Here is a 25,054-nt window from a genome sequence, read left to right as displayed (position 1 = left end):
AGTTTATATATCAATTCAGTTACTAAAATTTTTCATCAAGTAGGAGGAAAAAGCATTATGACAACAGAAACTTTAAATATTTCTGAAGCACAACTTGTTGATTATTCTAAAGCACAAAATGAACCTTCTTGGATGACTGAACTACGTCAAAAAGCTTTGAAATTAACAGAAACTTTAGAAATGCCTAAACCAGATAAAACAAAACTAAAAAAATGGGATTTCGATGCATTTAAACAACATCATGTAGAAAGTAAATCATATAATGATGTATCAGAACTTCCTGAATCAGTTAAAAATATTATTGATATAGAAAATTCTAAAAATTTAATTATTCAACATAATAATGATTTAGCTTTCACACAAGTATCAGAACAAGCAAATCATAATAATGTTATTATTGAAGGTTTATCAAAAGCGCTACAAGATCATAGTGAATTAGTAGAAAAATATTTAATGAAAGATGCAGTTACAGTAGATGAACATCGATTAACTGCTTTGCATACAGCATTATTGAATGGTGGCGTATTTGTATATGTCCCTAAAAATGTAGTAGTTGAAGACCCTATTCAATATGTAGTATTACATGACAATGAGAATGCAAGTTTATTTAATCATGCCATTATTGTAACGGAAGAAAGTGCTGAAGTAACATATGTTGAGAATTACCTTTCAACTGCAAGTGGTGAAGGTAATCAAGTCAATATTATTTCTGAAGTGATTGCAGGAGCAAATTCAAACATTACTTATGGTTCAGTTGACTATCTAGATAAAGGATTTACAGGTCACATTATCCGTCGTGGTGTGACGGCAGCAGATGCATCAATTAATTGGGCTTTAGGTTTAATGAATGAGGGAAGCCAAATTATTGATAATACTACTAACTTAATTGGTGATCGTTCAACAAGTGAACTAAAATCAGTCATTGTTGGTACTGGTGATCAAAAAATTAACTTAACATCTAAAATCGTTCAATATGGTAAGGAAACAAATGGTTATATCTTAAAACATGGTGTAATGCGTGAAAATGCTTCATCTGTATTTAACGGTATTGGATATATTAAGCATGGCGGTACAAAATCTATCGCAAATCAAGAATCTCGTGTGTTAATGCTTTCAGAGCATGCTCGCGGAGATGCGAACCCTATTCTACTTATCGATGAAGATGATGTTGAAGCAGGTCATGCAGCTTCGGTTGGTCGTGTTGACCCAGAACAACTTTACTACTTAATGAGCCGTGGTATTTCTCAAAAAGAAGCAGAACGTCTTGTTATTCATGGTTTCTTAGATCCAGTTGTCCGTGAATTACCAATTGAAGATGTGAAACGTCAATTACGAGAAGTCATCGAACTTAAAGTAAATAAATAGATCATTGAGATTTTCAATAAAAGAAAGGTCGTGAAGGTAGTGGCCGAAACTTCATTAAACATACAAGAAATTATTGAAGACTTTCCTATACTAAATCAAAAAGTTAATGGAAAACGATTAGCTTATCTTGATTCAACAGCAACAAGTCAAACACCAGTGCAAGTATTAAATGTATTAGATGATTATTATAAACGTTACAATTCTAATGTGCATCGTGGTGTGCATACTCTAGGTTCTTTAGCAACAGATGGATATGAAAGTGCTCGTGAGACAGTACGACGTTTCATTAATGCTAAATATTTTGAAGAAATTATTTTTACTAGAGGTACGACTGCTTCAATTAATATTGTTGCACATAGTTATGGAGACGCTAATATTAACGAAGGCGACGAAATCGTTGTGACAGAGATGGAACATCATGCTAATATTGTGCCTTGGCAACAGCTAGCTAAACGAAAAAAAGCTACTTTAAAATTTATTCCTATGACTGATGATGGTGAACTAAGAATTGAAGATGTCAAATCGACAATTAATGACAATACTAAGATTGTAGCTATTACTCATGTGTCTAATGTCTTAGGTACCATTAATGATATAAAAGCAATTGCTAAGATTGCGCATGAACACGGTGCTATTATTAGTGTTGATGGAGCACAATCTGCACCTCATATGGATATCGATGTTCAAGATTTAGATGTTGATTTCTTTAGCTTTAGCGGTCACAAAATGTTAGGACCGACTGGTATTGGTGTATTATATGGAAAACGTGAACTACTTCAAAACATGGAACCTGTTGAGTATGGTGGGGACATGATTGATTTTGTAAGTAAGTACGATGCAACATGGGCTGACTTACCTACTAAATTTGAAGCTGGTACACCGATTATTGCTCAAGCTATTGGATTGGCTGAAGCTATTCGTTATATCGAAAATATAGGCTTTGATGCCATTCATCAGCATGAAAAAGAATTAACAGAATATGCATATGAGCAATTATCTTCAATTGAAGGATTAGAAATATATGGTCCCCCTAAAGAAAGACGTGCAGGTGTGATCACTTTTAATTTAGCTGATATTCATCCACATGATGTTGCTACAGCAGTAGATACTGAAGGTGTCGCTGTTAGAGCTGGACATCACTGTGCGCAACCATTAATGAAATGGTTAAATGTATCATCTACTGCAAGAGCAAGTTTTTATATTTATAATACTAAAGAAGATGTTGACCAATTAGTAGAAGCATTGAAACAAACGAAGGAGTTTTTCTCATATGAGTTTTAATAATTTAGATCAACTTTATAGATCTGTAATTATGGATCATTATAAGAATCCTCGTAATAAAGGCGTTTTAGATAATGGATCAATGACAGTAGATATGAATAATCCTACTTGTGGTGATCGCATTAGACTAACATTTGATATCGAAGATGGTATCATTCAAGAGGCGAAATTCGAAGGTGAAGGTTGCTCAATTTCAATGTCAAGTGCATCGATGATGACTGAAGCAGTTAAAGGTCATTCATTAGGTGAAGCAATGCAAATGAGTCAAGAATTTACTAAAATGATGTTAGGTGAAGATTATAACATCACTGAAGATATGGGAGATGTAGAAGCATTACAAGGGGTTTCTCAATTCCCAGCGCGTATTAAATGTGCAACGTTAGCGTGGAAAGCTTTAGAAAAAGGTACAGTGCAAAAAGAAGGTAAAGCAGAAGGTACAACTGAAGAATAAAATACGAATAGGTAATAAATGTTATTCTAAGCACTATGGTGCTGTGACATTTTACACATATTTCTTTTTATATAGTTTTCATGTTGTTACAATGACTATAGATAGTAGTGAAAGATAAATGATGCGTATATCGTTTTAAATATATTTAAGGAGTGATTGAAATGGCTAAAAAAGCACCTGATGTTGGAGATTATAAATATGGTTTCCATGATGAGGATGTTTCCATTTTCAGATCAGAACGTGGTCTAACAGAAAATATTGTTAGAGAAATTTCTAAGATGAAAGAAGAACCAGAATGGATGCTTAATTTCCGATTAAAAGCTTTAAAACTATTCTATAAAATCCCAATGCCTCAATGGGGTGGCGATTTATCAGAATTGAATTTTGATGACATTACTTATTATGTTAAGCCTTCAGAGCATACTGAACGTTCTTGGGATGAAGTACCTGAAGAAATTAAACGTACATTTGATAAATTAGGTATACCAGAAGCAGAACAAAAATATTTAGCTGGTGTTTCTGCACAATATGAATCAGAAGTTGTATATCATAATATGGAAAAAGAATTAGAAGAAAAAGGGATAATCTTTAAAGATACAGACAGTGCTTTACGTGAAAATGAAGACTTATTTAAAGAATACTTTGCTTCTGTTGTTCCAGCAGCTGATAATAAATTCGCAGCATTAAATTCAGCAGTATGGTCAGGTGGTTCATTCATCTATGTACCTAAAAACGTTAAATTAGATACACCATTACAAGCGTACTTCCGAATTAACTCAGAAAATATGGGTCAATTCGAACGTACATTAATTATTGCTGATGAAGGGGCTTCAGTAAACTATGTTGAGGGTTGTACTGCGCCAGTATATACTACAAGTTCATTACACTCAGCAGTAGTTGAAATTATTGTTCATAAAGATGCACATGTTCGTTATACTACTATCCAAAACTGGGCTAACAATGTGTATAACTTAGTTACTAAACGTACGTTTGTTCATGAAAATGGTAATATGGAATGGGTTGACGGTAACTTAGGTTCTAAGTTAACAATGAAATACCCTAACTGTGTATTATTAGGTGAAGGTGCGAAAGGTAGTACATTATCCATCGCATTTGCGGGTAAAGGTCAAGTTCAAGATGCAGGTGCTAAAATGATTCATAAAGCCCCAAATACATCTTCAACTATCGTATCTAAATCAATTTCTAAAAACGGTGGTAAAGTAATCTATCGCGGTATCGTTCACTTTGGACGCAAAGCTAAAGGTGCGCGTTCAAATATCGAATGCGATACATTAATTCTAGATAACGAATCAACTTCAGACACAATTCCATACAATGAAGTATTTAATGATAATATTTCATTAGAACATGAAGCGAAAGTTTCTAAAGTATCTGAAGAACAATTATTCTATCTAATGAGTAGAGGGATTTCTGAAGAAGAAGCAACTGAGATGATTGTTATGGGATTCATCGAACCATTTACTAAAGAATTACCAATGGAATATGCTGTAGAAATGAACCGTCTTATTAAATTTGAAATGGAAGGTTCAATCGGATAATTTAAGATATAGCTTAAGCTAATAGTTAAAAGAACTAGAATGTTTAACATTCTAGTTCTTTTGTTTTTCAAGCAATGATTAATTATGATGGCGATATTCCACCTTATCCAGTTTAAAACCAGTTAACACAATCTATTAGAAGAGAAGTAGTTACAAATTAGCTACTAATCAAAAGTGAACGATTTAATAGATTAATTATTTTTACAAATGAATCAGTTATTAACGCAAACTTAGGGTGTTATAGTAGAAATTTTAAAATAATAAGAAAATGTAAAGTTAGTATACAACAAGTGATATATTAATTTTGAATATGGTATCATATATCTGGTGATAAAAATGATTAATATCGGTCTAACTGGATGGGGAGATCATTATTCTTTATATGAAGATCTTGAAAGACAAACAGATAAACTACGTACATATGCGAGTCATTTTCCTGTTGTTGAACTTGACGCCTCATATTATGCTATCCAACCTGAACGTAATATATTGAAATGGATCAATGAAACACCAGATAAGTTTCAGTTTATCGTTAAGATTCATCAAGCATTAACGCTTCATTCAGATTATAAAACCTATGCTGATTCACGCTCTGAACTATTTAAACAATTTAGACAAATGCTTGAACCACTGATTGCACATCATAAATTAGCAATGGTCTTAGTACAATTTCCACCTTGGTTTGATTGTACAGCGCAAAATATAAATTATATTTTGTATGTTCGACAACAGCTAGAAGATATCCCCATGTGTGTAGAATTTAGACATCAATCTTGGTTTAATTCCCAATTTAAAGAACAAACTTTAATGTTTTTAACCGAACATCAAATTATTCATGCGGTCGTAGATGAACCACAAATTAAAGATGGGTCTATACCTTTAGTCAATCGTATAACTTCTAGTACCGCTTTTGTGCGTTATCATGGTAGAAATCAGCATGGTTGGACTAAAAAAGATATGACTGATCAAGAGTGGCGAGATGTTAGATATTTATATAATTATAATGAAAATGAATTAAAAAATTTAGCAAATAAAGTTCAAATATTAGAACAAAAAGCTGAAAAGGTCTATGTTGTTTTTAATAATAATTCTGGTGGTCATGCAGCTCAAAATGCTAAAACCTATCAAGATATTTTAGATATAGAGTATACAGGCTTAGCACCTCAGCAATTAAAATTTTTCTAAGAGGCGAATTATAATGTTTTTAACAATGATTTTATTAGTTTTAATTGGATTATTATCTGCAGTATTAGGTTCTTTAGTAGGTATTGGTGGTGGTATAATTATCGTACCTACTTTAGTGTATTTAGGTGTGAACCATCATCTATTACACGGCATCACTACTCAGATTGCAATTGGTACGTCATCGGTTATTCTTATTGTAACTGGACTTTCTTCATCTATTGGTTATTTGAAAACAAAGCAAGTAGATATTAAAAATGGGTCCATATTTTTATTTGGATTATTACCTGGTTCACTTATTGGTTCATTTTTAAGTAGATATTTAACATTAAATTCGTTTAATTTATACTTTGGTATTTTTATGATCTGTGTATCTATTTTATTGATGATTAGATATAAAATTAAACCATTTAAAATATTCGATAAGGAAAAGTATCGTAAAACATACATCGATGCTAAAGGGATGACTTATCATTATAGCGTTCCACCTATGTTTGCCTTCTTTGCTACATTATTTATAGGTGTACTTACAGGTTTATTTGGGATTGGTGGTGGAGCGTTGATGACTCCTTTAATGCTTATAGTATTTAGATTTCCACCTCATGTAGCAGTAGGGACAAGTATGATGATGATTTTCTTTTCAAGTGTAATGAGTTCAATTGGTCATATTATTCAAGGTCATGTTGCTTGGTCATATTCAATTATTCTAATCATTTCTAGTTATATTGGCGCTCAAATTGGAGTAAAAATAAATCACTCGATTAAATCAGAAACAGTAGTATTATTATTACGCACAGTAATGTTAATTATGGGTGTATATCTAATTATTAAATCGTTTCTATAATAAAACAGGAGGAATTTAAGTGAAGCTTACAATTTTTCATACAAATGACATTCATAGTCACCTTAATGAATATGCACGTATTATGACGTACATGGCTGAACACCGACCTGAACTTCAACACCCTTCACTTTATTTAGATATTGGTGATCATGTTGATTTATCTACACCAGTAACAGAAGCAACTATGGGCAAAAAAAATATTGAACTTTTAAATGAGGCTCATTGTGATATTGCTACAATTGGGAATAATGAAGGAATGACTATTTCTCATGAAGCATTAAATAATCTTTACAATGATGCACAATTTAAAGTCATATGTGCTAATGTTTTAGACGAAGATGGCCACTTACCCCGTCATATTGCCACATCTTATATAAAAGAAATAGAAGATGTACGCTTTTTATTTGTAGCAGCGACGGCACCTTTCACGCCATTCTATCGAGCACTTGATTGGATTGTGACAGACCCATTAGAAGCCATCAAAGACGAAATTGAACAACGCAAAGGACAATACGATGTATTAATAGTTATGAGTCATGTAGGTGTCTTTTTTGATGAAAAATTATGTCAAGAAATCCCAGAGATAGATGTGATACTAGGAAGCCACACACATCATCATTTTAATCATGGTGAAGTCAATAATGGTGTACTTATGGCAGCAGCAGGGAAATATGGATATTATCTTGGAGAAGTGAATTTAACGATTGAAAATAAAAAAGTAGTTACTAAAGAGGCTACATTACATCCAGTAGACACATTACCAGTGGTTAAAACACATTTTGATGAAGAAGGAAAAGATTTGATGAAGAAGGCGATTATTAATAAGCCAGTTTCTTTATCTAGTAAAACAAATGTGATTACAAAAACGACTTATTTACTTGCAGAAAGTGTGTATGAGTTTACAAATGCAGATTGTACAATTATTAATGCTGGATTAATTGTTAATAGTGTTGAGAGCGATCAACTTACTGAATACGATATCCATACTATGTTACCTCATCCAATCAACTTAGTTCGTGTACGTTTGAAAGGTTCTGAATTGAAAAAGGTAATATTAAAAAGTCAAAAGCAAGAATATATGTATGAACATGTCCAAGGGTTAGGATTTAGAGGCGATATTTTTGGTGGTTATATATTATATAAATGTGGATTTATTCAATCAGAACATCGCTTCTTTGTAGATGGACAAGAAATAGAAGATAACCGTACCTATATATTAGGAACTGTAGATATGTATACATTTGGAAGATATTTCCCATTATTAAAAGGAACATCGATTGATTATTTAATGCCGGAATTTTTAAGAGATATCTTTAAAGAAAAATTAATTCATATGCATCATTCTTCTTAGTACACAAATGTTCATAGTTATGTCTTAATTTTATAAGTTATTACATTTTAATTTAATGTAAATTTCGTTATAATAGTTGAAGATAGATTAAACAGGAGGGTATGTGTTGTTATGGCTACTAAAAATGAAGAGATTTTACGTAAACCAGATTGGTTGAAAATAAAGCTAAACACTAATGAAAACTACATCGGCCTCAAGAAAATGATGCGTGAGAAAAATTTACATACAGTTTGTGAAGAAGCAAAATGTCCAAATATACATGAATGTTGGGGAGCTAGACGTACGGCTACATTTATGATTTTAGGTGCGGTATGTACAAGAGCTTGTCGTTTCTGTGCAGTAAAAACTGGCTTACCTAATGAATTAGATTTAAATGAACCAGAACGTGTTGCAGAGTCTGTAGAACTAATGAATCTTAAACATGTTGTTATCACAGCTGTTGCACGTGATGATTTAAGAGATGCAGGATCTAATGTATATGCAGAAACGGTTCGTAAAGTACGTGAACGTAATCCATATACGACAATTGAAATTTTACCGTCAGATATGGGTGGGGATTATGAAGCACTTGAAACACTAATGGCTTCAAGACCTGATATTTTAAACCATAACATTGAAACAGTACGTCGTTTAACTCCAAGAGTTCGTGCGCGTGCGACTTACGACAGAACATTAGAATTCTTACGTCGTTCTAAAGAGTTACAACCTGATATTCCAACTAAATCAAGTTTAATGGTAGGTTTAGGTGAAACATTGGAAGAAATTTATGAAACAATGGATGACTTACGTGCAAATGATGTTGATATTTTAACAATTGGTCAATATTTACAACCATCACGTAAACACTTAAAAGTTGAAAAGTATTATACTCCATTAGAATTTGGTAAATTAAGAAAAATTGCAATGGAAAAAGGATTTAAACATTGTGAAGCTGGTCCAATGGTACGAAGTTCTTATCATGCTGATGAACAAGTAAATGAAGCGGCAAAAGAAAAACATCGTCTTGGAGAAGAACAGTTACAACAAAAATAATATTAACCCAAAAATTTAAAATAAACTTTCTGTTAAGTGATATTGCATAATGAAATCATATTATCTTGTGAAACAATAATATAAGTACATAAAGTCAATTAACAATGTTTATTAATAGATAGATGCTAAAACTTAGATTGCTCTTTTTCTTTAAAATAGGCAATCTAAGTTTTTATTATAATTACAATTAAAGGTGACTTATTATGATTAAAGTTAATCAACAGTATTTTGAATTAATTGAAGATTATAGAGAATGCTTTGATGAAGAATTATTTGCTTCAAGATATTCAGATATACTTGATAAATATGATTTTGTAGTTGGAGATTTTGGTTATGATCAATTACGTTTAAAAGGATTTTATAAAGATTCAAATAAAAAAGCTGAAATTTCAAAACGTTTTTCAACCATCCAAGATTATATTTTGGAATATTGTAATTTTGGTTGTCCATATTTTATAGTGAGACATATTAATGAGAATGAACGATTAGAATTAGCTAGTGTAGATGAAGTAGAAGATAAATTGCATGATGTGAAAATAAAACCAACAATACAAACTACACAATCTACTGAAAAAAAGAATAATAAATAATGAAAGGTCAAAACAATGATATTCACAAAATATACATTGTTTTGACCTTTCATTTATTGAATAACTTGATTTAGATATTCAATGATTTCTTCGCTTTCTTCTTGAGACACACCTAATATATGAGCAATATATCCTTCTTCTTCAATATCGTCTGTGCCTATGATGCCAAATTTATTAGTTTGAAGATTTAATACCAGTGTTTTACCGTAATGACGATCGGTCTGAATAAGCATTAAATCATAGCGACTATGTTCACCTACAAATCCTACAAATTGTGCTTGCGATTGTTCCTCATCATCGTACAGAAACATATCTATCATATCAGTCATGCTCCTTTATTTTTAATATGTGAAATTAGTATAACGACAAATGATGCATGATGCAAAACTATGATATGATAATAATAATAAGAGGTGACCGATATGTATTTTGTAGATAAAGATAAATTAGCACTTAAAATAAAATATTTAAATCAGCTTATTAAGGATTATGAAACAAATAAATCAAATCATTATGCATTTGAACGTATTGCGCAAATGTTAATTGAATCATCAGTAGATATTGGAAATATGATTATTGACGCTTTTATTTTGAGAGATCCTGGTAACTATAAAGATGTTATTGATATTTTAGAACTTGAAGGGGTGATTTCCAAAGATACACAAAACCATATTAATGATACAGTTAAAATCAGAAAACAGTTTGCACATCATTATACAGAATTAGAAGTTGAAACACTTGTACCATTATTTGACACCTCAATACCGTATTATCGACAATTTGTGAAAGAAGTTACTCAATTTCTAAAAAAAGAAAATGTGCCAATTACCGCTTTTGGAAAAGGAGATTATTCATAATGAAAAATTATAAAGGTTATTTAATCGATTTAGATGGAACAATGTATATGGGTACAGCAGAAATTGATGGTGCTGCTCAATTTATCGATTATTTGAACAAAAACGATATTCCTCATTTATATGTTACTAATAACTCTACTAAGACGCCTGAAGAAGTAACAGAAAAGTTAAAAGAAATGAAGATTGACGCTAAACCAGACGAAGTAGTTACTTCTGCTCTAGCTACGGCAAATTACATTGCAGAAGAAAATAGTCAAGCTAGTGTGTATATGCTAGGAGGTAATGGTTTAAGAACAGCATTAACCGATGCAGGTTTAACCGTAAAAGAAGATGAGAATGTAGATTACGTAGTTATCGGTTTAGATGAAGCAGTCACATATGAAAAACTTGCAATAGCTACTTTAGCAGTACGTAAAGGCGCAAAATTTATCTCTACGAATCCAGATGTCTCAATTCCTAAAGAAAGAGGCTTCTTACCTGGAAATGGAGCTATTACAAGTGTGGTTAGTGTATCTACTGGACAACAGCCACAATTTATTGGTAAACCAGAAACCATCATCATGCAAATTGCTTTAGATATTTTGAAACTAGATAAGTCTGAAGTGGCTATGGTGGGAGATTTGTATGATACAGATATAATGTCTGGTATTAATGTGGGGATGGATACGGTACATGTACAAACAGGTGTAACATCTTATGAAGAAATTCAAACTAAACAACCAAAGCCAACCTATTCATTTAAAGATTTGAATGTGGCTATAGCTGAATTAGAAAGTAATACTAATTAATAAAAATAATTTCTATGATAACTTCTTATTACTTAAATTGATGATATGAGTAATAAGAAGTTTTTATATCTAACAGTTTTGTTATGCTCTGTGTAATTGTGATATGTAATCATTAGTACTAATATATAGAATATCAAAGATAAGAATAAGGACATATCGGATAAGATAGATACATATTTAACACTCACTAATTATTATATAAAATAAATTTTATATATAATTAATATTTTTATATAATAAAGTGTAAAAATAAAAGTGCGATATAATATTTCTTGATAGTAAGATAACTTTACTAAATATAAAATAAGTAGAATTGTTCTTCAAAATAAATAGCAATGTTTGTGAGGTGTAATATTCAATTGAGAGAAACTAAAAAAATAAGTGTTTTTTATGAAAAAGCAAAACCATATCTACTGACTATTCTATACTTAGCAATTTTTATAGCTTTGTATCTTATATATGGTTCAGGCGATACACATAATAACTTTATATATAACGAATTCTAGTAAGGAGTCAAAGGATGACAGATATTATAAATTTAATTAATGATATTGGACAAAAAAATCCAGATCGAGTAGCTATTAGACATAAATCAGATGAGTTAACGTATCGTCAACTTATAGAAGAATCTAGTAAGCTAGCACATTATTTGCAAGATACAAATAAGCCATTAATCATCTATGGTCATATGTCACCATATATGGTAGTTGGAATGATAGGAGCAATCAAAGCAGGATGTGGCTATGTCCCAATTGATACGTCAGTTCCAATAGAACGTGTAGAAATGATTATGAATAAAGTAGATCCAACATTTATTTTAAATACAACTGATTCAAGTGTGAATCAACCAAGGAAAGAACTTACAATCGAAGATATTAAACATTCTGATTATCCTATTGTTTTTGATAGTCAAATTGATAAAACAGATGTTGTTTATACTATATTCACTTCTGGTTCTACAGGTGAGCCTAAAGGTGTGCAAATTGAGTATGCGAGTTTAATAGAGTTTGCAGAATGGATGGTCTCATTAAATGAAACAGATAATCATCAGGAGTGGTTGAACCAAGCACCATTTTCATTTGATTTATCTGTAATGTCAATTTATCCATGTTTAACATCTGGTGGAACACTTAACTTAGTAGATAAAGATATGATAAAAAAACCGAAGTTATTAAATGAAATGCTTGTTCAAACGCCAATTAATGCTTGGGTATCAACACCATCATTTATAGAAATGTGTTTATTACTTCCTAACCTTAATGAAAAAGATTATCCAAGTTTAAATCATTTCTTCTTTTGTGGAGAAATTTTACCGCATAGAACAGCTAAAGCACTTGTTGATAGATATCCAAATGCAATTGTTTATAACACATATGGACCAACGGAAGCGACAGTTGCAGTTACTGGTGTAAAAATCACACCCGAGATTTTAGAATGTTATAATCCACTTCCAGTAGGTGTAGCAAGACCGAATACTACACTATCAACAACTGATGAAGGTGAGCTTGTTATTAAAGGAACAAGTGTGAGTTTAGGATATCTAAAAAACAAAGAAAAAACTGAAGCAGTATTTAAGTTTGATAATGGCGTTCGTATTTATCACACGGGTGATAAAGCTATTGAAAAAGATGGTTATTGGTTTATCCAAGGACGTATCGATTTTCAAATAAAATTAAACGGCTATCGCATGGAACTAGAAGAAATTGAAACACAACTAAGACACTCAAAATATGTTAGAGAAACCGTTGTTGTACCAATTTATAAAAATGGAAAAGTTGTGTATCTTGTAGGTGCTATTGTACCTACTGAGAAAGTGGATAATGATTTAGAGATGACCAGAAACATTAAAAATGAATTGAAATCTCGCTTACCTGAATATATGATTCCGAGAAAATTCGTTTGGATGGAACAACTTCCATTAACATCAAATGGAAAACTTGATCGTAAACAAGTTGCAGAGGATATTGACGCATGATCCCTTATGGTACGTTTACCTTCTTCTTAGTCGCATTTATCGTTCTTTTACCAGTCATCATACTCGGATTTTTAGGTAAGCGAAGCTATGTATACAATGGAATAAGTACAGCGATTATGATTGTGATTATTTTCTCTTCAGATACATACAATTTATTTGGACAGAAATATTTAAGTGTTCAATTAATCAGTTTTGTAATTTATTTAATATGGCAAGTATTGTTAATCATGTGGTATTACAAATCACGACAAAAAAATAATACTTTTATTAAATTTTTAATTGTTATGATTTTATCTATTTTACCTTTAGCACTTGTTAAAATATTACAAAGTTCATGGTTAGGTGGACATCAAATACATTTCCATGAACATAAGTTAATTGAATTTGTCGGATTCTTAGGAATCTCATATGTTACTTTTAAAAGTGTACAACTTATAATGGAGATTAGAGATGGTTCTATTAAAGAGATTAAAGTGGGTAAATTGATTCAATTTATTTCATTCTTTCCAACAGTATCTTCAGGACCAATCGACCGTTATAAACGTTTTGTCAAAGATGATAAAAAAATACCAACTGGTGAGCAATACAGAGGTATGGTAGTTAAAGCGATTCATATGATTATGATGGGCTTCTTATATAAATATATTATTGCTCATTTAATTAATGTATATGCAATTATGCCATTATTAATGCATTTACATGGTTTTACTCATAAATGGTTATATATGTATGCCTATAGCTTTTACTTGTTTTTTGACTTTGCAGGTTATAGTTTATTTGCAGTAGCAGTGAGTTATCTATATGGCATTAATACACCACCAAACTTTAAACAGCCGTTTAAAGCACGTAATATTAAAGATTTCTGGAATAGATGGCATATGTCATTATCATTCTGGTTTAGAGATTGTGTTTATATGAGAACATTGTTCTATATGTCTCGTAAAAAATTAATGAAGAATCAATTTGCAATGTCAAATTTTGCCTTCTTCTTAAATTTCTTTATTATGGGTGTATGGCACGGATTAGAAGTATTTTACATTGTTTATGGTATTTATCACGGTTTAATGTTTATCGGATATGGATATTATGAACGTTGGAGAAAGAAACATCCACCTCGCTTTCAAAATGGTTTTACTATAGCATTAAGTGTTATTATCACATTCCATTTTGTAGCATTTGGATTCTTAATATTCTCAGGAAAATTAATTTAAAGGGAGAAATAAATGATGGAATTTAGAGAACAAGTTTTAGATGTATTAGCAGATGTAGCAGAAAATGACGTAGTTAAAGAAAACCCAGATGTTGAGATTTTTGAAGAAGGAATTATTGATTCATTTCAAACCGTTGGATTATTATTAGAAATTCAAAATAGATTAGGAATTGAAGTATCAATTATGGACTTTGATCGCGATGAATGGGCAACTCCTAATAAAATTGTTGAAGCTTTAGAAGAATTACGATGAAATTCAAACCATTTTTACCAATTTTTATTAGTGGAATCATATTTTTAGCTTTTGTATTAATGCCTGCGAGTTGGTTTACTGGTCTCGTTAACAATAAGACACTTGCTGATAATAGGACGTCACTAACCGATCAAGTACTTAAAGGGACGCTCATTCAAAATCAATTATTTAGTAATGATAAATATTATCCACTTTATGGTTCAAGTGAGTTAAATAAACGTGATCCGTTTAATCCTGCGATAGCAATGCATCATCGAAAAAATACAAAGCCCGTATTCTTAGTTGGTACGGGTGGTAATACTGATTTAATTAATGCTATTGAATTAGCGGGTCAATATGATCAACTTAAAGGTAAAAAGATGACATTTATCATTTCACCACAATGGTTTAGTACACATGGCGTTAATGATATGGATATGGCTGCGCGTACGACACCAAATCAAATCAATCAGATATTTCAACAAAAGGATATGCCTTCAGAGTTAAAACAACGCTATGCTAAACGATTATTAAAATTTAGAAGTGTTCCTAATAAGGAATATTTAAAAGAATTAGTAAAAGATCCAAGCAACACAAAAGGTCGTTATATTTCTAATTTTAAAGAAAATCAACTTCTTAAAATTGAAGCAATAAAAACATACTTTTCATTAGATAAATCACCATTAGCTCATGTACACTCACTTACATCTCCCAATGATTCTTGGAAAAATATGAGTAATAAAGCAGTGCAACTTGGTGAAAAACGTTCTACTTCTAATGGTTATGGTATTCGTAACGAATATTGGAAACAACTAATGCATAAAAAACCAATGAATCGTCGCCAATATGAATTTAAAATGAATTCACCAGAGTTTAAGGATTTATCTTTACTAGTAGATACAATGCATCAAGCAGGTGCTGATGTACAATATGTTATTCTTCCAGTAAATGGTAAATGGTACGATCATTTAGGTATTCATCGTTCAACACGTGAACCTGTCTATAAAAAAATACATAAAACTGTTGTCGCACATGGTGGCAAAGTGTATGATATGTCAAATAAAGACTATGAAAAATATGTATTAAGTGATGTGGTACATGTAGGTTGGAAAGGTTGGGTATACATGGATCGTCAAATTGAAAAACATATGAACGATCATCAAGCTCATTCTAAATAGTAAATGAAAAAAGACACCCTACTCTGATTAAATACTGAGTGTAGGGTGTCTTTAATTTATATCGTTAGAAAACTTGTTCTACTTCTATAACGCCTGGTACTTCTTCGTGTAAAGCACGTTCTATACCTGCTTTTAATGTAATAGTTGAGCTTGGACACGTTCCACACGCACCATGTAATTGTAATTTTACGATGCCATCTTCTACATCGACTAATGTACAATCTCCACCGTCACGTAATAAAAACGGACGTAAACGTTCAATAACTTCGGCTACTTGATCAAACATTGTTGCATTCTCAGTAGGCATGAGATATGTCTCCTTTCAAGTAAAATACTTCATAAACTTATTATTAATTTATTATAATAGATAAAGAAAGAAAAATCTATAAAACTAAACGGGGGATTAATATATGACGAAAGTAAGTGTTGTTGTTTACGGTGCAGATGTAGTGTGTGCAAGTTGTGTCAATGCACCAACTTCTAAAAATACGTATGAGTGGCTAAAACCATTATTAGAAAGAAAATATCCTAATATTCATTTCGAATATACATATATCGATTTTCAAAAAGAAACTGAAAATTTAAGTGATCATGATCAACAATATATTGAGCAAATTGAAAATGATGAGTTGTTTTACCCGCTTATTACAATGAACGATGAATATGTGGCTGACGGTTATATTCAGTCAAAAAAAGTGACTCATTTTATAGAACAATATATTATAAACAATTAATATAAAGTGCAGTATTCAATTTTTATAAAAATGTGGGGAAGCTTGAGATGATGAATAAAATTAAATTCTGTCCTGCTTCCCAGTTTTATTTATCCATTATGATATTTATATAGCCACAAAACACCTGATTTTAATATATGCGCTAAACGTCCTGTGACTGTGCGATCCATAATATAGGCAAACCCTTTTTTCTCTCCTAGAGAACCTAAGAAACCTTGAACTTTTAATTCAGGCATTTTTTCAGGAAGTGGTTCATGATTCCATTGTTTTTTTAGTACATCGGCAATTTGATCACCCTGTACTTCTGCTAATTGAGCACTTGGCGCATGTGGTAAAGCTGCACAATCTCCAACGACATAAACATTTTTATAAGTCGGTACTTGATGATATTGATTAACGATAACGCGACCACTTTTATTAGTATCAATAGGTAGTTTTCTTACAATTTCAACGGGTTGAATACCTGCTGTCCATACTACAATATCAACAGTTTCTGGTGTACCATTATTATAAATTGTTCCTTGCTCAACTTTATCAATCAATGAATTAGGAACCACGTTTACATTATTTTCGCGGAACCACTTCGCAATATAATTACTTAATTTTTCTGGAAAATTTCTTAATATACGAGGTCCACGATCATATAAAATAATTTCTAAATCTGTGCGACTTTCACGTAGTTCACTTGCTAATTCAATACCACTCAAGCCAGCTCCTACAATTCCAACACGCGCTCCTTTAGGTAGCTCGCTAATACTATGAAACGTTTCACGCGCTTTAGAAAGCGTTTGAATACTATGAGTGTATTCTTTAGCTCCTAGAACATTATGATATTTATCTTCACAACCTAGTCCGATAATCAACTCATTATAATCGACTTTAGTTTGTCCTACTGAAACAATTTGGTTATCTAAGTCAATATCACTTATTTCTCCATAAATTGTATTTACACGATGTGAATTAGGAAAATTCATTCGCACATCACTATCAGATTTTGTGCCTGCAGCGAGTGCATAGAATTCAGGTTTTAAACCATGAAACGGCATTCGATCTATAAGAGTTAATGTGTATTCTTGAGGAAGAACATCTGGAAGAATGCGCGACATAATACGCATATTACCATATCCTCCACCAAGTAGAACTAAATTTTTCATATTATGTTACCCCTTTACATTAAAATCAATTGGCTATGTATTATGAATGTCAGACCTTTATAATTTCAGATTGTATAAATAAAGTATAGGTTCAATATTAAGTGATTTAGCCTATTTTAACGCTTATTTTTCATTTATTGTCCCCTAACAAATAAATGAAAAATTAATATAATTTTATTATATATGTTTTTAATAATAACGACAAATGAATGTAAAATGTTATTGCAAAATACAAATAGTTAAAAACCATAGCAATGCAACATATAAAGAGATTTGTTATAATAATGTAATTAAATTAAAAAGAAGGTGAAGTATGTTTCCATTAGTCGAATTCTGTATATCGAATATGGCCAAAGGCGGAGACTACGTTTACGATAAACTTGAAAGTGATCCTGAAGTAGATGTGTTAGAATATGGATGTCTCAATAATTGTGGTTTATGTTCTTCTGGGTTATATGCATTGGTAGATGGAGAAGTCGTAGAAGGGGATACACCTGAAGATTTGTTAGACAATATTTATAAACACATAGAAGAAAATGATTTTACAAACTTATTATAGGAGTGATTAGAAATGCCAACAGTAACACTTACTGAAGCAGCAGCTTATGAAGTAAAAGACATGTTGAAAAGTAATCATATGGAAAACGGTTATTTAAAAATTAAAGTGAATGGTGGCGGATGTACAGGTTTAACATATGGTATGTCTGCAGAAGAAGCTCCAGGATCAAATGATGAAGTATTAGAATATTATGGATTAAAAGTTTTAGTAGATAAAGATGATGCTCCCGTACTGAATGGCACTAAAATTGATTTTAAACAATCACTAATGGGTGGTGGGTTCCAAATCGACAATCCAAATGCAATTGCATCATGCGGATGCGGCAGTTCTTTTAGAACAGCAAAAGTAGCTGGACATCCTGAAAATTGTTAAGTTTCATATTCTTAAGTTAATACAATATAGTAATAATAAATTTAAATAATCGTTCTGTTGTTGCTTGAAAATATAATATAAAAACTATAAAATTGGAAGTGGATTAAATTTTGTCTTTTTTGTGAATAAATGTTTACAAAATGGATATAAAAGTGTTGACTAAGACTATAAATGGGGATGAACAAATAGGTTAAGTTCAAAGTTTTTCGAAACAATTAGCATTTTTACAATACTATTGTATTATAAAAATGCTATGTTTCAACATGTTCTGAAACTTGTAGCCTTTATCTACATTTAAGAAAAAATACGAAAGCTTAGGTGAATGAAATGGCACAAAATCGTAAAAAAGTACTTGTATTAGGCGCAGGATATGCAGGTTTACAAGCAGTTACTAAATTACAAAAAGAAATATCTGCAAATGAAGCAGAAATCACTTTAGTTAACAAAAACAAATATCATTATGAAGCAACTTGGTTACACGAAGCATCAGCTGGTACGTTAAATTATGAAGATTTAATTTATCCAATTGAAAGTGTAATTGACAAAAATAAAGTCAACTTCATTAATGCAGAAGTAACTAAAATTGATAGAAATGCTAAAAAAGTAGAAACTACTCACGGTATTTTTGAATATGATATTTTAGTTGTTGCTTTAGGATTTGAAAGTGAAACATTCGGTATTAATGGAATGAAAGAACATGCATTCCAAATTGAAAATATTCATACTGCTCGCGAATTATCTCGTCATATTGAAGATAAATTTGCTAACTACGCTGCATCAAAAGAGAAAGATGAAAATGATTTAGCAATTTTAGTAGGTGGCGCTGGATTTACAGGTATTGAATTCTTAGGTGAATTAACAGATAGAATTCCTGAATTATGTAATAAATATGGCGTAGATCAAAATAAAGTTAGAATTACATGTGTTGAAGCTATGCCTAAAATTTTACCAATGTTCTCAGAAAATCTTGTAAATTATGTAGTAAATTATTTAGAAGAACGTGGCGTTGAATTTAAAATTGGTACGCCAATCGTTGCTTGTAATGAAAAAGGTTTCAAAGTTAAAACAAATGATCAAGAACAACAACTTGAAGCCAATACTGCAGTGTGGGCTGCTGGAGTTCGCGGTAGTCAACTTATGGAAGAATCATTCGAAGGTGTAAAACGTGGTCGTATCGTAACTAAACAAGATTTAACAATCGATGGTCATGATGATATCTTCGTTATTGGTGATGTTTCTGCGTTTATCCCAGCAGGTGAGGAACGTCCATTACCAACAACTGCTCAAATTGCTATGCAACAAGGTGCGCATGTTGCTAAAAATATTGAAAATATCTTAAATGGCCAAGCTACAACTGATTTCGAATATATTGATCGTGGTACAGTTTGTTCTTTAGGTTCACATGATGGTGTAGGTCATGTGTTTGGTAGAGACATTACTGGTAAAAAAGCTGCGTTCATGAAAAAAGTGATTGATACACGTGCTGTATTCAAAATGGGTGGCGTTGGCTTAGCATTTAAAAAAGGTAAATTCTAAGTTAATAAATTAAATATTTAATCATTAAGGAGTGAGACAGAAATCTGTGAAGCAAAATAGATTTCAATATCTCACTCCTTTATTTTAAAGGAGAGTTATATGATAAACTTTAATTATGATTCGAATAAAATGACCGACGTTATTATTCTAGGAGTACCCGATCATCTTAATCAAATTGGAAAGATCACGTATCAAAATAGTGACCTTACACAAACTATTGAAAATGACCGACATCGTCATATTGTAAGTAGTCAATTAGGAAAAACATCTTCGACTATTTTATACATAAATAATGAACCTAAACGTTTAATTACGGTTGGACTAGGAAATTTGAAAACATTATCTTATGCTTCATTTTTAAAAGTGTTTGGTACACTTTTTCAATATCTAAAAAAAGAACGTGTTACAGAAGCCAATGTTCTTTTTGAGACATTTAATTCAAAACAAATTGACAAAACAAGTATTGCAGAGATTTTTGGATTACAAAGTAGACAATCGATTTATGAATTTAACAACTATAAATCTAACAAATCCACACCATATCAACTGGAATTATATATAGAATCATCTAATAGTGATGAGGATATAAAAAATATAAAAGCAGGATATTTAATTGGTGAATCGGTGAATATAGCACGTGACTTTAGTAATATGCCTCCCAATATACTTACTCCAGAATACTTTGCAAATAAAGTAGCACATCATTTTAAATCGTCTTCTGTTTCAGTAGATATTAAAAATAATGACACATTGTTATCAGAAGGTTTTGGTTTACTACATGCTGTAGGTAAAGGATCCACTCACCCTCCTGTTGTTATTACTTTAACGTATCATGGAACAGATAAAAATGAAGCACCTATTGCATTAGTTGGGAAAGGGATTACATATGATTCTGGTGGTTATAGCATTAAATCTAAAATGGGGATGCAAACAATGAAATTTGATATGTGTGGTGCTGCTAACGTTGTAGGAATGATTGATGCTGCGTCTAAATTATCTTTACCAGTAAATATTGTAGGTGTCATTGTCTCTGCAGAAAATATGATTAGTCAACAGGCTATGAAACCAGATGATGTATATACTGCCTTAAATGGTGAAACAGTAGAAGTTTTAAATAGCGATGCTGAAGGTCGTTTAGTTTTAGGAGACGGCGTATTTTATGCAAATCAATTTCAACCACGTTTAATATGTGATTTTGCTACTCTTACAGGTGCTGCTATAGCGGCATTAGGAGAAGATAAGGCGGCTTTATTTAGTTCGAATGCAGATGAAGATATGAAACACATTTTAGAAAGTGCTAGAGAAGTTGATGAATTCGCTTTTGAATTGCCTATTACTCAAACTGAACAACAATTGATTCGTAATACAGATGTCGCTGATTTAGTGAATCATACAAATGGACAAGGTAAAGCCTTATTTGCTGCAGCTTTCGTTACGCATTTTAGTGGGCAAACGCCACATATTCATTTTGATATTGCAGGTCCTGCGACGATTAATAAAGATAACTATAAAGGTCCTAAAGGTCCGACAGGAAGCATGATAATGACCATAGTGAATTGGTTACGACAATCAAAATAGAATAGATATTAGAAATGAATATACATTCATTTTGAGACAAAATAGATAAATGTCTGAGGTAAATTGATACCTTAGACGTTTATTTTTTTAAAACATTTTTAAAATACTATTATATTAGGCGTTGACAACCGCCTGACTACTTGATATTATTAATCACATAATTATACACTTTAGTTCGGTAGAGTAATAAAGGATGTGAGTATAATGTTTAATGCTGTAGTTATTGCTGTAATATTAATGATTATATTATGTCTCTTAAGGCTGAATGTTATCATTAGTTTATTTATTAGTTCACTTGTAGGTGGTCTAATATCTGGCATGAGTTTAAACAAAGTAATTAGTGTATTCGGTAAAAATATTGTAGATGGTTCGGAAGTGGCATTAAGTTACGCTTTATTAGGGGGCTTTGCAGCACTGATATCGTATAGTGGCATCACAGATTATTTAGTAAATAAAATTATTCGTGCGATTCATACTGAGAATAGTCGCTTATCAAGGATTAAAGTAAAAGTGATTATTATTTTAGTATTACTAGCAATGAGTATTATGAGTCAGAACTTAATTCCAGTACATATTGCATTTATACCAATTGTAATTCCACCATTACTTAGTCTATTTAACGATTTGAAAATTGATAGACGATTAATTGGTTTAGTTATAGGATTTGGTTTATGTTGGCCATATGTTTTACTACCTTATGGCTTTGGACAGATTTTCCACCAAATTATACAAAGCGGATTTCAAAAAGCGCATCATCCTATCGAATTTAATATGATTTGGAAAGCAATGTTAATTCCTTCACTTGGTTATATTGTCGGTTTAGTTATTGGATTGTTTGTTTATCGTAAACCACGTGAATATAAGCAAGAGAGATTGAAAGATAATGGAGAAGAAGTAGCAGAAATTCGGCCATATGTATTAGTTATTACGATTGTTGCTATTTTCGCTACTTTCTTAGTTCAAACATTTACGGATTCAATGATTTTTGGAGCATTAGCAGGAGTGCTGATATTCTTTATTTCTGGTATTTATAAATGGAATGAATTAGATAGCCAATTTGTAGAAGGAATAAAAATAATGTCATTTATTGGTGTCGTTATTTTATCAGCTAACGGTTTTGCCGGTGTCATGAATGCTACTGGTGATATTGAAAAATTAGTTTCTAGTTTAACTGAGATTACAAATGGACATAAGTTAATTACTATTATTGCAATGTATATTGTCGGCCTTATTGTTACGTTAGGCATTGGATCATCTTTTGCTACGATTCCAATTATTGCAGCTTTATTTATACCACTAGGTTCATCTCTTGGTTTAGATAATATGGCATTAATTGCTTTAGTAGGAACAGCTGCTGCACTTGGAGATTCTGGTTCACCAGCAAGTGATTCAACACTTGGACCCACAGCAGGTCTTAATGTAGATGGTCAACATGATCACATTAGAGATACATGTATACCTAACTTCCTTTTCTATAATGTTCCATTGATGATTTTTGGTACAATAGCTGCAATGGTATTATAGAAAAAAAGAGGTGACAACATGTCTAATTTACTTGAAACATTAGATATGAAAATCGAAACAGTAGATGAGGGAATAGTTGTAATTTCTATGCCAGTCACTGATAAGGTTAAACAACCCTTTGGCTATCTACATGGTGGTGCAAGTATTGCATTAGGTGAAACAGCTTGTTCATTAGGCGCTGCTCATTTAATTGATACGAAACACTTTATCCCATTAGGTTTAGAAATGAATGCCAATCATATTCACTCAGTAAAAGAGGGACGCGTGATTGCTACCGCTTCTATTATTCATAAAGGTCATACGACACAAGTATGGAATATTGAAATTAAAAGTGAGCAAGATAAATTAATTAGTATCATGAGAGGTACAATAGGGATTAAACCATTAAAATAACAAATTATAAAATACTAGCCCGTAGAAAATATTCATCTACGGGCTAGTATTTTATATTTATGATACTTCTCTATGGTGATCTATTCTTTGAAATACGCTATAAATTCTTTGAGCTGCTTCTTTACCTCCCATGATATTTCTAGCAAATGGACCAAGTTCTAAATCAGCTAGTCCACCAGCAACAAATAAATGAGGTAACCATTCTAATTCATGTGTGATGTTTGGAAATCCACAAGATAGGAGGGGGGCGTTAGCATTTTGAATTAGAGATTGTATCATGGGTTGCTGCAAAATTGAAGACTTAAATCCAGTTGCTAAAAGAATGTAATCATATGGGATATTTAAATTTTCAGTAACAATTTGATGCGATTTTAAGTCCTTAATCTCTTCTTTATGGATGATAAGTCTTTTATTTTGAACATATTTCTTTAAGCGTAAATATAACTCGCGAGGCATTGAACCTTTATGTCTTTCTTTTAACACTGTTTGAAGTTTCTCTTCATGTGAAGAATGATTTAAAAAGGCCTTCATTTTTTTAGGACCTAGCCAACCAGGATCGGCATCAAAATGTTGAATATCTATATTTTTATTCATCCATAAATGAACGATTTTATTTTTATCTAATTTTAAAAGCTTTAATGTTAAATGAGCAGCTGAAATACCACTTCCAATGACATGAGATGATTGTGAAAATAATTGAGAATTAAAATGGTCACTAAATATATGACATACATCTTTAGCTTGAGTAAATGCGGAAGGGATAAAAGGCTCATTATGACATCCTTGTGCTAAAACAACACAATCAGTTTGAATGACAGAATGATGACTTGTTGTAATACTCCATTTTCTTTGTTTTTTTCAATGCGTTGAACATAACTTTGAATATGACATTGATTTAGATGATAGTTATGTATTTGAGCATATGTGTGATCCATAAACATCTCTGTTTGAGGTCTTTGATAACGACCAAAAGTTGGATTAATATACTGATTCATTTTTGCAAATTTTTTTAAATGAAATGGGTCAGGATGAATATGATGTACAATAGGTGAACGTAAGTAAGACATATCAATTCTATTTGTGTATTTATGAAATTGTTCGCATAAAGAATCATGAGGATCGATAATTGTAAGATTTTGGATGGATATTCATGCTTCACGTAACTTAATTGCTATAGTGGTTCCTTGTATACCGCCACCAATAATAGTCCAATGCATAATAAAACTCCTTCAAAACGTAATTATTACGATTTATAATAACATAAAACTATCTTTTTCAAAACAAAAAATCGAAGCACTTTAAGAAAGTA

The 25,054-nt window shown here is 31.5% G+C and carries 26 protein-coding genes and 1 pseudogene; 23 read left to right on the top strand and 4 right to left on the bottom strand.

The genetic code is table 11. The features are described from left to right. Positions 1–57 precede the first annotated feature (57 nt). The 9 genes from sufD to HMPREF3131_RS04145 all read left to right on the top strand — a co-directional run bounded on the left by sufD (position 58) and on the right by HMPREF3131_RS04145 (position 9,655). Positions 58–1,365 carry a Fe-S cluster assembly protein SufD gene (sufD, locus tag HMPREF3131_RS04185; protein WP_017175874.1) on the top strand — a complete coding sequence of 436 codons (1,308 nt, stop codon included), beginning with the start codon at positions 58–60 and terminating at the stop codon, positions 1,363–1,365. A gap of 30 nt (positions 1,366–1,395) precedes the next feature. Next, on the top strand, positions 1,396–2,646 hold the full coding sequence (locus HMPREF3131_RS04180) for a cysteine desulfurase (RefSeq protein WP_172457916.1): 1,251 nt from the start codon (positions 1,396–1,398) through the stop codon (positions 2,644–2,646). Further along, positions 2,636–3,097, top strand: coding sequence for a Fe-S cluster assembly sulfur transfer protein SufU (gene sufU / locus HMPREF3131_RS04175; RefSeq protein ID WP_002448166.1), 462 nt, complete (start codon positions 2,636–2,638; stop codon positions 3,095–3,097). The genes HMPREF3131_RS04180 and sufU overlap by 11 nt, the downstream gene beginning before the upstream one ends. Before the next feature lie 161 nt (positions 3,098–3,258). Further along, on the top strand, positions 3,259–4,656 hold the full coding sequence (sufB, locus tag HMPREF3131_RS04170) for a Fe-S cluster assembly protein SufB (protein ID WP_002448087.1): 1,398 nt from the start codon (positions 3,259–3,261) through the stop codon (positions 4,654–4,656). A gap of 336 nt (positions 4,657–4,992) precedes the next feature. After that, positions 4,993–5,841 (top strand): DUF72 domain-containing protein, encoded by an 849-nt coding sequence (locus HMPREF3131_RS04165; protein ID WP_049415350.1) that lies wholly within the window; start codon positions 4,993–4,995, stop codon positions 5,839–5,841. Between the two features lie 13 nt (positions 5,842–5,854). After that, positions 5,855–6,682, top strand: a complete 828-nt coding sequence (locus HMPREF3131_RS04160; protein WP_017175871.1) for a sulfite exporter TauE/SafE family protein — start codon at positions 5,855–5,857, stop codon at positions 6,680–6,682. Between the two features lie 19 nt (positions 6,683–6,701). After that, complete coding sequence (locus tag HMPREF3131_RS04155; protein WP_048679484.1) at positions 6,702–8,033, top strand: bifunctional metallophosphatase/5'-nucleotidase; 1,332 nt, start codon at positions 6,702–6,704, stop codon at positions 8,031–8,033. Positions 8,034–8,144: 111 nt separating this feature from the next. After that, entirely contained in the window at positions 8,145–9,065 is a 921-nt protein-coding gene (gene lipA, locus HMPREF3131_RS04150; protein ID WP_002448197.1) for a lipoyl synthase, read from the top strand. Positions 9,066–9,268: 203 nt separating this feature from the next. Continuing rightward, positions 9,269–9,655, top strand: a complete 387-nt coding sequence (locus HMPREF3131_RS04145; RefSeq protein ID WP_070436485.1) for a YutD family protein — start codon at positions 9,269–9,271, stop codon at positions 9,653–9,655. 53 nt (positions 9,656–9,708) lie between these two features. Here the strand turns inward: HMPREF3131_RS04145 and HMPREF3131_RS04140 are convergent, their stop codons facing one another. Further along, the gene (locus tag HMPREF3131_RS04140; RefSeq protein WP_002448201.1) at positions 9,709–9,975 is read right to left on the bottom strand and encodes a DUF3055 domain-containing protein; all 267 of its coding nucleotides are present in this window, start codon (positions 9,973–9,975) and stop codon (positions 9,709–9,711) included. 102 nt (positions 9,976–10,077) lie between these two features. On the opposite strand from HMPREF3131_RS04140, the gene HMPREF3131_RS04135 reads away from it, so the two are divergent. The 7 genes from HMPREF3131_RS04135 to dltD all read left to right on the top strand — a co-directional run bounded on the left by HMPREF3131_RS04135 (position 10,078) and on the right by dltD (position 15,895). Further along, entirely contained in the window at positions 10,078–10,512 is a 435-nt protein-coding gene (locus HMPREF3131_RS04135; protein WP_017175868.1) for a DUF86 domain-containing protein, read from the top strand. Next, positions 10,512–11,300 (top strand): TIGR01457 family HAD-type hydrolase, encoded by a 789-nt coding sequence (locus HMPREF3131_RS04130; RefSeq protein WP_002448132.1) that lies wholly within the window; start codon positions 10,512–10,514, stop codon positions 11,298–11,300. Before HMPREF3131_RS04135 ends, HMPREF3131_RS04130 begins: the two co-directional genes overlap by 1 nt. 335 nt (positions 11,301–11,635) lie before the next feature. Further along, entirely contained in the window at positions 11,636–11,806 is a 171-nt protein-coding gene (locus tag HMPREF3131_RS04125) for a teichoic acid D-Ala incorporation-associated protein DltX (protein ID WP_002455559.1), read from the top strand. Positions 11,807–11,820: 14 nt separating this feature from the next. After that, the gene (gene dltA, locus HMPREF3131_RS04120; protein ID WP_070436484.1) at positions 11,821–13,275 is read left to right on the top strand and encodes a D-alanine--poly(phosphoribitol) ligase subunit DltA; all 1,455 of its coding nucleotides are present in this window, start codon (positions 11,821–11,823) and stop codon (positions 13,273–13,275) included. Further along, complete coding sequence (gene dltB / locus HMPREF3131_RS04115; protein ID WP_070436483.1) at positions 13,272–14,486, top strand: D-alanyl-lipoteichoic acid biosynthesis protein DltB; 1,215 nt, start codon at positions 13,272–13,274, stop codon at positions 14,484–14,486. Before dltA ends, dltB begins: the two co-directional genes overlap by 4 nt. 15 nt (positions 14,487–14,501) lie before the next feature. Next, positions 14,502–14,738 carry a D-alanine--poly(phosphoribitol) ligase subunit 2 gene (gene dltC, locus HMPREF3131_RS04110; protein ID WP_002448193.1) on the top strand — a complete coding sequence of 79 codons (237 nt, stop codon included), beginning with the start codon at positions 14,502–14,504 and terminating at the stop codon, positions 14,736–14,738. Beyond that, a complete protein-coding gene (gene dltD / locus HMPREF3131_RS04105) occupies positions 14,735–15,895 on the top strand; it encodes a D-alanyl-lipoteichoic acid biosynthesis protein DltD (protein WP_070436482.1) in 1,161 nt (386 codons plus the stop codon). Before dltC ends, dltD begins: the two co-directional genes overlap by 4 nt. 64 nt (positions 15,896–15,959) lie before the next feature. Here the strand turns inward: dltD and HMPREF3131_RS04100 are convergent, their stop codons facing one another. Next, positions 15,960–16,202 carry a NifU family protein gene (locus HMPREF3131_RS04100; protein ID WP_002433501.1) on the bottom strand — a complete coding sequence of 81 codons (243 nt, stop codon included), beginning with the start codon at positions 16,200–16,202 and terminating at the stop codon, positions 15,960–15,962. 103 nt (positions 16,203–16,305) lie between these two features. Between HMPREF3131_RS04100 and HMPREF3131_RS04095 the strand changes: the two genes are divergently transcribed. Further along, entirely contained in the window at positions 16,306–16,629 is a 324-nt protein-coding gene (locus tag HMPREF3131_RS04095) for a YuzD family protein (protein WP_048679904.1), read from the top strand. An 89-nt stretch (positions 16,630–16,718) separates the two neighbouring features. Here HMPREF3131_RS04095 and HMPREF3131_RS04090 read toward each other — a convergent pair whose 3' ends face one another. Next, a complete protein-coding gene (locus HMPREF3131_RS04090; protein ID WP_070436481.1) occupies positions 16,719–17,783 on the bottom strand; it encodes an NAD(P)/FAD-dependent oxidoreductase in 1,065 nt (354 codons plus the stop codon). A 313-nt stretch (positions 17,784–18,096) separates the two neighbouring features. Between HMPREF3131_RS04090 and HMPREF3131_RS04085 the strand changes: the two genes are divergently transcribed. From HMPREF3131_RS04085 to HMPREF3131_RS04060, 6 genes are all read left to right on the top strand, one after another. Continuing rightward, complete coding sequence (locus HMPREF3131_RS04085; RefSeq protein ID WP_070436480.1) at positions 18,097–18,342, top strand: YuzB family protein; 246 nt, start codon at positions 18,097–18,099, stop codon at positions 18,340–18,342. Between the two features lie 12 nt (positions 18,343–18,354). Further along, on the top strand, positions 18,355–18,714 hold the full coding sequence (locus tag HMPREF3131_RS04080) for a HesB/IscA family protein (RefSeq protein ID WP_002448110.1): 360 nt from the start codon (positions 18,355–18,357) through the stop codon (positions 18,712–18,714). Between the two features lie 327 nt (positions 18,715–19,041). Next, positions 19,042–20,250: an NAD(P)/FAD-dependent oxidoreductase gene (locus HMPREF3131_RS04075; protein WP_002455555.1), complete on the top strand. Its 1,209-nt coding sequence runs from the start codon at positions 19,042–19,044 to the stop codon at positions 20,248–20,250. 99 nt (positions 20,251–20,349) lie between these two features. Then, positions 20,350–21,828, top strand: coding sequence for a M17 family metallopeptidase (locus tag HMPREF3131_RS04070; RefSeq protein ID WP_070436479.1), 1,479 nt, complete (start codon positions 20,350–20,352; stop codon positions 21,826–21,828). A 204-nt stretch (positions 21,829–22,032) separates the two neighbouring features. Continuing rightward, a complete protein-coding gene (locus HMPREF3131_RS04065) occupies positions 22,033–23,352 on the top strand; it encodes a Na+/H+ antiporter family protein (protein WP_002455553.1) in 1,320 nt (439 codons plus the stop codon). Between the two features lie 18 nt (positions 23,353–23,370). Continuing rightward, a complete protein-coding gene (locus HMPREF3131_RS04060; protein WP_070436478.1) occupies positions 23,371–23,745 on the top strand; it encodes a PaaI family thioesterase in 375 nt (124 codons plus the stop codon). Between the two features lie 57 nt (positions 23,746–23,802). Here the strand turns inward: HMPREF3131_RS04060 and HMPREF3131_RS04055 are convergent. After that, positions 23,803–24,962: pseudogene (locus HMPREF3131_RS04055) on the bottom strand (NAD(P)-binding domain-containing protein). Between the last annotated feature and the right edge of the window lie 92 nt (positions 24,963–25,054).

Origin of the sequence: Staphylococcus sp. HMSC14C01, assembly GCF_001808085.1 — a bacterium.
Classification (GTDB): Bacteria; Bacillota; Bacilli; order Staphylococcales; family Staphylococcaceae; genus Staphylococcus; species Staphylococcus hominis.
The sequence above is the reverse complement of the archived record's forward strand: the minus strand, read 5'-3'. Positions and strand labels throughout refer to the sequence as shown.